The organism is Pedobacter sp. KBW01 (assembly GCF_003852395.1).
Taxonomy (GTDB): domain Bacteria; phylum Bacteroidota; class Bacteroidia; order Sphingobacteriales; family Sphingobacteriaceae; genus Pedobacter.
Genome location: NZ_QAJQ01000038.1, coordinates 1 through 10,277, shown reverse-complemented (window position 1 = coordinate 10,277; position 10,277 = coordinate 1). Strand labels below are relative to the sequence as shown.

The 10,277-nt window shown below is 38.8% G+C and carries 6 protein-coding genes and 1 tRNA gene; 3 read left to right on the top strand and 4 right to left on the bottom strand.

The features are described from left to right. Positions 1-422: 422 nt before the first annotated feature. A complete protein-coding gene (locus DBR40_RS25380) occupies positions 423-1,037 on the bottom strand; it encodes an HAD hydrolase-like protein (protein WP_124562533.1) in 615 nt (204 codons plus the stop codon). Between the two features lie 10 nt (positions 1,038-1,047). Next, positions 1,048-2,424, bottom strand: a complete 1,377-nt coding sequence (gene mgtE, locus DBR40_RS25375; RefSeq protein ID WP_124562532.1) for a magnesium transporter — start codon at positions 2,422-2,424, stop codon at positions 1,048-1,050. 292 nt (positions 2,425-2,716) lie between these two features. Between mgtE and DBR40_RS25370 the strand changes: the two genes are divergently transcribed. Beyond that, positions 2,717-2,788 (top strand) — tRNA-Arg (locus tag DBR40_RS25370). 883 nt (positions 2,789-3,671) lie between these two features. On the opposite strand, the gene DBR40_RS25365 is transcribed toward DBR40_RS25370, so the two are convergent. Both DBR40_RS25365 and DBR40_RS25360 read right to left on the bottom strand, forming a co-directional pair. Beyond that, positions 3,672-4,316, bottom strand: a complete 645-nt coding sequence (locus DBR40_RS25365) for a hypothetical protein (protein ID WP_124562531.1) — start codon at positions 4,314-4,316, stop codon at positions 3,672-3,674. 1,026 nt (positions 4,317-5,342) lie between these two features. Further along, positions 5,343-5,765: an HTH domain-containing protein gene (locus DBR40_RS25360; protein ID WP_124562530.1), complete on the bottom strand. Its 423-nt coding sequence runs from the start codon at positions 5,763-5,765 to the stop codon at positions 5,343-5,345. 495 nt (positions 5,766-6,260) lie between these two features. Between DBR40_RS25360 and DBR40_RS25355 the strand changes: the two genes are divergently transcribed. Continuing rightward, positions 6,261-9,044 (top strand): sensor histidine kinase, encoded by a 2,784-nt coding sequence (locus DBR40_RS25355; RefSeq protein WP_124562529.1) that lies wholly within the window; start codon positions 6,261-6,263, stop codon positions 9,042-9,044. 4 nt (positions 9,045-9,048) lie between these two features. Then, entirely contained in the window at positions 9,049-9,450 is a 402-nt protein-coding gene (locus DBR40_RS25350; RefSeq protein WP_124562528.1) for a LytR/AlgR family response regulator transcription factor, read from the top strand. Positions 9,451-10,277: the final 827 nt, after the last annotated feature.

Sequence of the window (10,277 nt, the reverse complement as noted above, 5' to 3'; positions counted from 1 at the left end):
TTTTGGGGGCAGTGCAAACCGGGGTGGCTTTTTTGTTTTCAACGCTTTTCAGCCACAGGAGGTACCGATAGCACGGATTACATCTGAGTATGTAACATGGAGGGTTAATTTATTGAATATAAATCAATTTGGGTGACAACCTTTCGAGGTCGTCATTGCAAGCGTAGGCCAACATAGCCGAGAACCACGTTAGTGCTCAGCGAAGCTAAATCTGTCTCTATAGATTTCTCCATTCCACTGCCAGTGAAAAACCGGCTGGCTCCATCCGATAGCTATCGGATCGAAATAACGATTCTTCTATTGGAACTGTCTGGTAGCGAAGTCGGAGTGCAAACACTAGTCATCTTATAAACAAAGATTGCCGCTATTTTCGCTTACACGATCATAACGGCAATTTTCTTTTATATAGGAAGTGCTATAAATTAAACCTCCAGCCCATAAGCAGCCAACTGCGCTTTGGTATCTTCGTAATCGGTATGATGAATACCTTTTAAGCCCAATTGTTCTGCCACCTGAACAAACAACATACGGTCATCTATATACAAACTGGTTTCAACATCGCTTTGCGAAATATCGATAGCAACTTTAAAGATATCTGCATCGGGTTTACGGAAGTGCACAAAACTTGATGAAACGAAGAAATCTACAAATTCGTTCAGTTTAAAGGTGTTGATTCGGTATTGATTAAGCTCGCGGCCTTCGTTACTGATTACAGCAACTTTAAGATTATATTTCTTTTTTAACTCGCAAATTAGCTCAATCATTTCTGGATAAGCCAACGACTTTTTGAACATAAATTCTTTAAAATCATCGTAACTGAAACTGCGCTCTTCAAAAAAAACAATACGTTCCAGGTATTCATCTAAAGTTAGTTTACCCACTTCGTAGGTATCAAAAGTAAGGTGATGACGTTCTTCCAGATCAACTGAATCGAGGTTAAACAACACCGAGGCTTCTCCCCTCGCATGTCTGTCCCAACCGTTGGTTAATAAAACGCCGCCAATATCGGTAAAGAGGGTAGTAATTTTCTTTTGCATTATTGAGGGATTAAAGTAATACGCCTTTTAAAATTAAAACTGCAACACTAAAATAGATCACAATACCGGTAACATCTACCATGGTAGCCACAAAGGGCGCCGAAGAGGTGGCCGGATCGAGTTTTAGTTTTTTTAGAATAATTGGCATCATCGAACCAATTAAACTGCCCCACAGCACAATACCCACCAAGGTAAAAAATATAGTCGTAGCAATTAAAAACCAGTGGGGTCCATAGTTATATAGGTGCAACTCTTGCCAGGTTATAATACGAATAAAACCGATTGTACCTAAAATGATGCCCAGTAATGCCCCTGAAACCAATTCCCTGCGCATTACACGCCACCACTCTGCAATGGTTACTTCGCCAAGCGCCATGGCCTGTATAATTAATGTTGAGGCCTGAGAACCACTGTTACCGCCACTGCTCATAATTAAAGGGATAAAAAGCGATAATACAACCGCCTTTTCGAGTTCAATTTCGAAATGCTGCATCGCAGTGGCAGTTAACATTTCGCCCAAAAAGAGTACAATTAACCAACCTGCGCGTTTTTTTACTAGCTTTAAAATCGGCATATCGAGGTAGGGTTCATCCAACGCTTCGGTACCCCCTATTTTATGCATATCCTCGGTATATTCTTCGTTGGCAATCCATAAAATATCATCAACGGTTACAATACCCAAAAGGATGTTGTTCTCATCTACTACCGGTAGGGCTACGCGGTTATTCATCCTGAAGATATTGATTGCATCTTCCTGCGGATCGTTGGCTTTTAAAGCAATAAAACGTTTATCGGTTAGCTCGCCAATAATTGCCTCTGGATCGGCCAATAAAACCTCCCTGATCCTAATGTCATCGAGCAATACACCTTCTTTATCGATCACATATACCACATCAATGGTTTCGGAGTTTTTACCGTATCGCCTGATGTGCGCCAAAACCCTTGTAATAGACCATTCTGGCTTTACAGCGATGTAATCGGGGGTCATTAAACGCCCTATACTATCTTCTTTATAACCTAAAAGTGCAAGCGATTCTTTGCGTTCTTCGGCAGGTAGCAGGGTAATCATTTTTTTTACCACATCACCTTTCAGTTCACTAAAAAGTGCCGTACGATCGTCGGGTGGCAGATCTTTAATGATCTGATTCAGTTTATTGCCTGAAAGTTTTTTAATGATACGCTCCTGGGTTGGGAAATCAAGAATCCGGAAAACATTTACCGCCCTGTTTATGGATAGGGTTTCGATAAATTTGGCCGCATATTGCGGCAGTTCATCAATAAGTTGTTCAACATCCGAAATGTTTAGTTGGTCGAGATATTGCTTTAAAGCTTTATCGTTTTCCTTTTCAAGCAGTTCCTGAATCTCTTCTACAACCATTTCTTCCATAAACAACTAATTTTTTGTTACATGCCTAAACCTCTATTAACGGTTCGCAAAGGTGCATTTTTATTTCTAAAAAAGCCAATACCGGCGCTTTAAAAATCACTTAGGAAGGCCCTTAATTGGAAAATAAACGATCATAAACACTGATAATTAAAAACAGGAACAATGATTTAATCATTTTTTAACGTAAAATATATCCTTAGGTCCAAAGGCTCAGCTGCTTTTATATTTAATGGCTAAAAATAGCCGATATATTTTTACTAAATGATTTTGATTTTTCTATATTTGCAGCCTTGCTCCCGTAGTTCAATGGATAGAATTATGGTTTCCGGTACCATCGATATGAGTTCGAATCTCGTCGGGAGCACCTCACGAGACAAGCCAGTTTTGACACTGCTTGTCTCGTTTTTTTTACCCCCTAAATCACTATTTATCAAGTATATTAGCTCAGCTCCTTTATTCAGTCTAGGTGTTCGATAATGCCCGTTTTCATACTCGAGCTTTTCTGGGAACAAAATTCCGATGATTTCTCGCTTAACCTCGATTCCAGCCTCCAGATAAAGATGTTCGAGATTTTCCAAGGTGTTCACTAGATTTTCGGCAAGGTTTGCAAATTCTCCTTTCTTTATCGGTTTCGCCGTTTCCTGACGTTCTAAGCGCTCTACCTTGTGTTCGAGTTCAATCTTGTGTGCTCGATATTCCTCTGAGGTAATGGTCCCTTCTATCAAAAGATCTTTGATCCTAAGGAGTTTTTTTCTGCATATTCCCTCTCGTTTTTCAGCTGACGTTTATGGTGTATATTTCATCAATAATGCCCCCTCTGTTTCAGTGCAAAGTGGCCGCCAAATGGATTGCCGGGTAAATACAATATCGTTCCTTTCCCTCTGAACAAATACCGACCACTCCCACCAACTGCATTTTAAATTCAGCTTAAACCAAATTAATCCATCCTGGAATCAAATAAACCCGAAAATCAGACTTTTCTGAATCCCAAGTTACGAAAACTCAAAAAATGCGATATAAGCCGTTCCGGCAGGCTATTGGACTAACACCGTTACCGCGATCATAGAAGCAGCCTAAAAGCTTTAATTGCGCTTAAAATCGAAAGATTATTCCTGGAAGCTATCCCTTAAAAATGCGGCTAAAACAACCAAAACGGCCACTTTGCTCCGTAATCAGGCGTCAGTTTGGAGCGGAATGAAGCGTCAGTTTGAAAACGGAACGAGCGGCCATTTTCCCTGAAATACCCACTATAGGCTCATCTTATTAACCAAAAAACATTTTGCTTGTTCTGGCGTATACTTTTGTAAAAATGCATTATGGGCCTTATCTCCGCTTTTCTGGATTTTGATTGTAGCCTCTTTTATTAATAAGTCTACTAAGTCTTTAATGGCCTTAAGATCACTCACTCTCGGACTTGCTTGTTTCCTTGCTATGATTATGTCTTCGGTATCTCTATCCAACATTACCCCAGTTTTGGATACCTTGATGAAAACCATCGCTTGCTCATGTGCGGTATCACCGCGATGAGCAATATAGGAGTGGCGTAGCTCCATTAAATGTTCATGCAATAACTCGTACTTGTTATCATGTTTTTCAAGCAGGGATTTCTCCAGTTTTGAAAATCCTGTTTTATTTTCTGTGAAACACTTTCCGTAGGTAATTAAAATTGATTGCCATAGTGCAAGCTCTATTGTGGGATTTGAATTACCTGATTCTCTTAAAGAAATTAGCTCCTGGACAATGTTTGAAACAAATGATAGATCTTCCCTGATTAGCATGAAGGACTTTAACTTCTTGCTTAACTCAACTGGCATAACATATAACAAGTTTTGGGGATATGTAGCTTTAACGGCATTATATATATCGGCTATAGCTTTTTCTTTTTCTGTCATGAAGCTGAACGTTATTTACTGCTCAATATACTTAAAATGCATGTTGAACTGATATAAGGTTTTGCGATTTCTATTTTGCTAAAATCGTGGTATTGATCTGGTGCCTTGTATTGGGATCTGCCCTTTGCTTATATGAGGAAAGCGTAAAAATCGCAGCTCTAGGGTTTCAGCGGCGTGGATAGGAAATTCGAAACATTTGATATTAATGATGAGGGTTCCAGGTAATATGGATTTTCGCTGATCTTTCCATCTCTGATCACATAAGGATGGGTAAGCAATACATCGGTGATACAAAACTCTGGTTATGAAAGCATTGTTATAATTTCAAAAGGTGAACTATGGAAAAATACGCTGTAATTATCAGTTCTGAACTTCAATACCATTTTAAGGTGGAACAATACCCCACACCATCCCTGGGGAGGCTGCAAGTATAAAGTTTATCAACGGGGCATTTGTGGCCAGTCTGGGACATAACAGTCAGGACTTTTTGCATGTCTGTCAGAATCCCGGAGAAATTGATCTGGGAATTTTACATCTTTTGGCTGAACAAATCGAGTTGCGCCATCCGCGCTCCGCAGAATTGGGTAATCTGAATCATATTGAATTTGACCGGGACGATGAACTGGAGGCACCGCATTAATTCAATAGGGATCATTTTTAACAGTCCTGGGATTTTGGTGCTGTCTGTAATTTCCAATCTGTTATAAAAACGTTCTGCAAGATAGCGGTTATTCTCCCTTCCATCTTTTGGAATTATACAAGATAACACGGCATCTACTCCAGGCTTGTAGATCTATTTATAAGGCTCGCTATTATAATATCTGCGGTTACCGCCGCCAGATATACTCATAGCTAAGCTCTTACTCGCTTTTCAGCTCTATGGTAAAATCTTCGCTGAAATCCTGATTGTACACCGAAGAAACAATGGGTGATGTTTCCTGTATCATCGAACCAGCGCAATACCAAAATCTGCTTGCTGGAAGTAAAAAGTAATACCTAATTTATTGATCTAAAAAGACTATCGTATTAATACAGCGATACCTCTTCCCTTTCGCTAGTTAGCGAAAATCTCTTTCTTTTACCTATTGCACTGGGCTCAAATTCTTTGCCAAGTAAACCATTATATTTTTCCAATAATAGAATATACTTATTCATCCAAAAGTATACCGTATTTGAATCAGCTTGATCTGATTTGGCGATTTCTGTAGTCTGGTCTTTAATCCGGTCAAATGGGGAAACTGGAAAGAAATCAGGGAAAGCGGTAGATAGATCCTGTCCTAGCAAGCTGCCTACCTGCCAGATGATCTCCTGATTGATCCGCTCCTGGGAAAACCAATTGTAGATTGTTCTGCGGCTTACCTTAAGTTTTCTTGAAAGCTCGCTAATTCCCATACGGTCTTTACGTATAAGGCGCTCAAGGATTTCTCCTTGTTTTAAAGGTGTGCTCATTGAGATAATTAATTTTTAGATAAAAAAATAATTAAATCAAAACGGGGGACGATAGACAGGTCTAATTTAGCTATTACCTGTAAATCTGCACTATACGTATCAATCTTTTGACATACGCACTCATTTATTTAACTTTTGCGAAAGGAAATTCATGGTAGAAAATATAAATCCGCGGTATTCTTTCTTCGATTATATTGTTGTTCAAAAATCCATTTTATATGATTTTTTCATTTTAGAATTGGAATAAGAATCAGGACAGTCTTTTAACGAAGCCGCTACTTTAAGCTATTGTGAGTTTATTTTGATTGAATTGCTATTTTTTCTCCTTAGACTCCAAAAATGATAATTTTAACTATCTTCCATAGGTTTTAAACAAAAGCTACTGACGCTACTATTTTACCAATCATTACCTTATTGAAAAAAAATTGTTATACATATCATGGACAGATTAACATTTTAAGCTATCGGTTTTACACGGTCTATAGCTATATCAGATTGCCTGTTAATGCGATAGCTAAAATACTTGTTTTTTCTATTGTGCTACTTGTGCCCTCTCTGGTGATAGCGCAAGGTAACCTGTTATCTTTTGAATATAACCGTTATAACTCTAAGCTACCGACCAATACGATTTACAGGCTTTTGTATGATGACCAGGGTATCTTATGGATGGCAACAAATAAGGGGCTTATCGAATATAACGGCACTGAATTTAAGTCCTACAACTTAAAGGATAACGATGTAGTCAATCTCTTTTTGGATGCCAAACGCTCCGAACTATATGCCCTGGGTTACAATACGGGCTTAAGTAAGATTAACATTAAAAGTAAAAAGGTTAGCGCTATTAATATGGGCAAGCATATATCTGGAGCCCTGATGTATGGCTATGGCGATCCGAAAGGTCTGGTTTTTTTAACCCGTGCCAACAGATTGCTTCTAAAAGGAGATCGACTTGTTTCAGATCCGCAGAGCTGCTTGAATTATAAGAACTTTCTCTACGGCAATGCCACGGATTTGCCGGGATTTGATCCAAAAAAGTTTCGGGAGGTAAGCTGGGAAGCTATTTCCAGTCAGCATTTGAAAACACCACAATTATTCGTTCGAAACTTTTTAAGAATCGGAGAGTATCAAACCTTAATGATTTACGGAAGGATTTATCTTCAACATGGCGGGAGATTATATTCATTCGTAAATGTAGACTCCCTTTTGGAAAAAGGAACCTTTATAAGTGACCTGGAAGTTTTGGGTGATGATCTATATCTAAGTATTTACGGCCCTTCAGGAGGTTTATTTCTTGCTAAAGGCTTTCTTCGAGATCCTGCTCAAAGCCTATTTCAGCGCGTAAGCGACATTGGCTATTGTAACTCAGTATGCAAGTCTTTGGCTGGAAATATAGCTTATAGTATGGAGGAAAAGGGGCTTTTCATAATCAATCGTCCCTCCTACAATCTTCGCTTATTGGGGATTCAAGGGCTATCACAACAGAAAGGCTTTTTCCGGGCTATAAACGATTCTTTAGCTTTAATCTCTAATGAGCATACTGGCAATATATCTTTAATAGATGCTGCCCATGGGCTCATTCAACCTCTATCTTCTTTTGATCCCAGAATCTCCCCTGCTGAGCGGCTCATGTACAAATCCCTTATCCGTCCAAACAATATCCCCTTAAAAGATGCATCGCACGATGGTAGGATGAGATTTGCAAGGAACCTGATTCGCTACATACCAGCAGGACAATCGCATGAACTCACGATTCAATTTCCGGGTGAAAAAGTATTTAGAAGGGGAGATTATCTCGAGGACTTGGCCGTTCTTTACTCTGATGCAGATAGTCTTTTTCTTTTTAATTATAAGAGGCGCTCGGTTCTCAGGCGTATTTCTGTAGCAAAATTAGGTAAGATAACAGATATTTACTTTCTCGATGCAGGTAATATCTTAATATGCAGTTCCACTGGGGTCTTTAAAGCCGATAATAAGTTAAACTCAATAAGAAAAATCAGTGGTGGCATCTTTGATGAAGTCCTGGTATCCGGTAGGGATGCTTTTTTTCGTAGTGAGCTTGCAATCGCTCATATGGACCTTTCAAGCTACAACATCCGTCAGATCTTCCATATTAATACCTATTCTAGCGTCTTATCGATCCAGGATTTTGATTTGAGTCAAAATAAGATACATCTTTTAACCAATAAGGGGTACTTGCGGCTAGATCAATCCATTAAAGACCTCAGCGCTAAATCTCCAGCTTTTAAACTTGAGCATATCACCACAAGGGATACGACGGTTTTTCCGATATCAAAGCGTATCTTAATTCCTGCCGACCGGGCCTCGCAGGCTAGTTTTGTGCTTCAATTTCTAAATCCAGAGCATGGTTATTATACTAAATCCTATGCGATGACCCTTATCGGTGGCTCTCCTATTTGGAATTCATTTTCCGGAGATACCTTTACTGTGACCAACACTCCGCCTGGGATATATACCTTAAGTATCCGTGCCGCATTTCCTGGGAATGGAAGAACTAGTATAAGTCATTATATCCTGGAGATCAAACCCCGTTTTTATCAAACCACGGTCTTTAAACTATTGGTTGCCTGTTTATTAATTTTGGTCATTATCGCTTTGACAGTATTGATTTTGAAACGTAGGGGTTTGCAAAAGATAAGGCAAATGAAGATGGAGTTAAGAAGTTTGGAAATAGAAAACAGGGCTTTTTTGAACCAACTTAATCCTCATTTTCTTTTCAATGCCTTAAATGCTCTTCAGGATTTTATTATAAGGAAGGATACTCCCAATGGCATCCGTTATCTGCAACAGGTTGCCGGCCTACAACGTAATATCTTACAATTCAATCAACGCAGTCTCATTTCGGTCTCTCAGGAATGCGTGTTTCTAGAACAGTATCTCTATATCCAACAAAAACGCTTCAGCGATAAATTCAGTTTTGAGATACATGCGGATGACAGCGTAATGAAGTTATGCATTCCCCCTATGTTATTACAGCCAATTATTGAAAATGTAATTGAGCATGGCTTTCATGGCAGTATCCATGCTGCTCACCTGGATATTGATTTCTTATGCATCGAAAAACTGCTCGTTATTAGGGTTTCTGATAATGGCAGGGGAAAATTGAAGGACATTATTCCCCTAAGGCCTGAGCATGCGATGTATATGATTCACGAGCGTCTGGATTTTTTGAACTTGAAAAATAAAACCAATTCCAATCGCATTTCTTTTTATGAAAACTCGCCAAATGGAATTATTACAGAGATTTACCTAGCAGTATAATATTATGAAAAAAAGACTAAAAGCGTACATTATCGATGATGAAGAAAGGGCTATAAACTCCTTACAATTTTTACTGGATAACTATTGTTCCAACGCTGTGGAAGTTATTGGAAATACGATGGATTTCGATGAAGGGCTGGATTTTTTATCAACCCATGAACCTGATGTTTTATTCCTGGATATTAACCTGGGGGTAAATACTGGTTTTCAACTGCTACATAAGCTGGGGCCTCTAATTAATACCGATGTTATTATTGTTACCGCTTATGACCAACATGCGCTGGAGGCTTTTTCTTTTGGTACCGTAAGTTATCTCTTAAAACCTATAGACCCTGACAGGCTAGTTAGGTCTTTAGAGCGGATCATGGGTAGAAAAGGTATTGGAGATAATAATTCCGTTCTCTAATAAGATAATCCATTAAATATGATAGAGAGCCCATCTTGAAATGGTAATTTAGCGATTGTTAATGCAAATATTTCCCTGTCTTTGGGAAATCAAGGGAAGAGCTTTATGATTTGAACCAAGACGTGGCAGAAAGGGGAAATTTGGCCATTAAATACCCTGGTAAAATCAAAAAATTAGCGATTTACTAAAGGAAATTAAGTTTAAATAATCAGTTATAGTTATGCAAAACTGACTGGGATTGGTCCTATCCGTTTTGTATTAATATCGCTTACTCCGTTAATAAGTTAACTGAAAAATGAGCAAGTTATATAAATCCATATTCACTTGTCGTGATATACTCTTTAGCTGGGGATTTCGCTAAAAGTGTGCAGTGATTCTCATTCCAAACTGTACACCCCATTTTTTACCATCTGATCTTGATGGTATCCTAAAGACTGACCCAAATATATCCAATCCGGCCCAATCTGACCTGGTCATTTTTCAAACAGTATTCGTAATTGTTGGTCCACTGACCCTCCACCTGATTCCTTAGAAGGCAATATTCAGCGTCTAAAAGGACAATTTAGCCTTGGGCTAAAAGAAAATTACCCTCGATAAAAATACTCCAACAAAAGATTTATAAGTTTCGATTTTAAGGCCTTTAGCGCATCGACAATTTAATTTCTCTATGCAAAACAATAATGAGTCCGGTCAGGCTTCCAGAAAGCTTAAAGCCGCTTAAAATGAGCCGAGTGGCCATTTTGAAGCAAAATAGAGTGAACAATATAGACCGAAAAAGCTGGCCACTATGCGCGAAAACAGGTGAATACTGTCTCGTCCTGAAATTA

Bases quoted from the DNA above. Each gene is read 5' to 3' on its own strand.
- DBR40_RS25380 (WP_124562533.1), bottom strand. From the start codon at position 1,037: ATGCAAAAGAAAATTACTACCCTCTTTACCGATATTGGCGGCGTTTTA.
- DBR40_RS25365 (WP_124562531.1), bottom strand. From the start codon at position 4,316: ATGACAGAAAAAGAAAAAGCTATAGCCGATATATATAATGCCGTTAAA.
- mgtE (WP_124562532.1), bottom strand. From the start codon at position 2,424: ATGGAAGAAATGGTTGTAGAAGAGATTCAGGAACTGCTTGAAAAGGAA.
- DBR40_RS25360 (WP_124562530.1), bottom strand. From the start codon at position 5,765: ATGAGCACACCTTTAAAACAAGGAGAAATCCTTGAGCGCCTTATACGT.
- DBR40_RS25350 (WP_124562528.1), top strand. From the start codon at position 9,049: ATGAAAAAAAGACTAAAAGCGTACATTATCGATGATGAAGAAAGGGCT.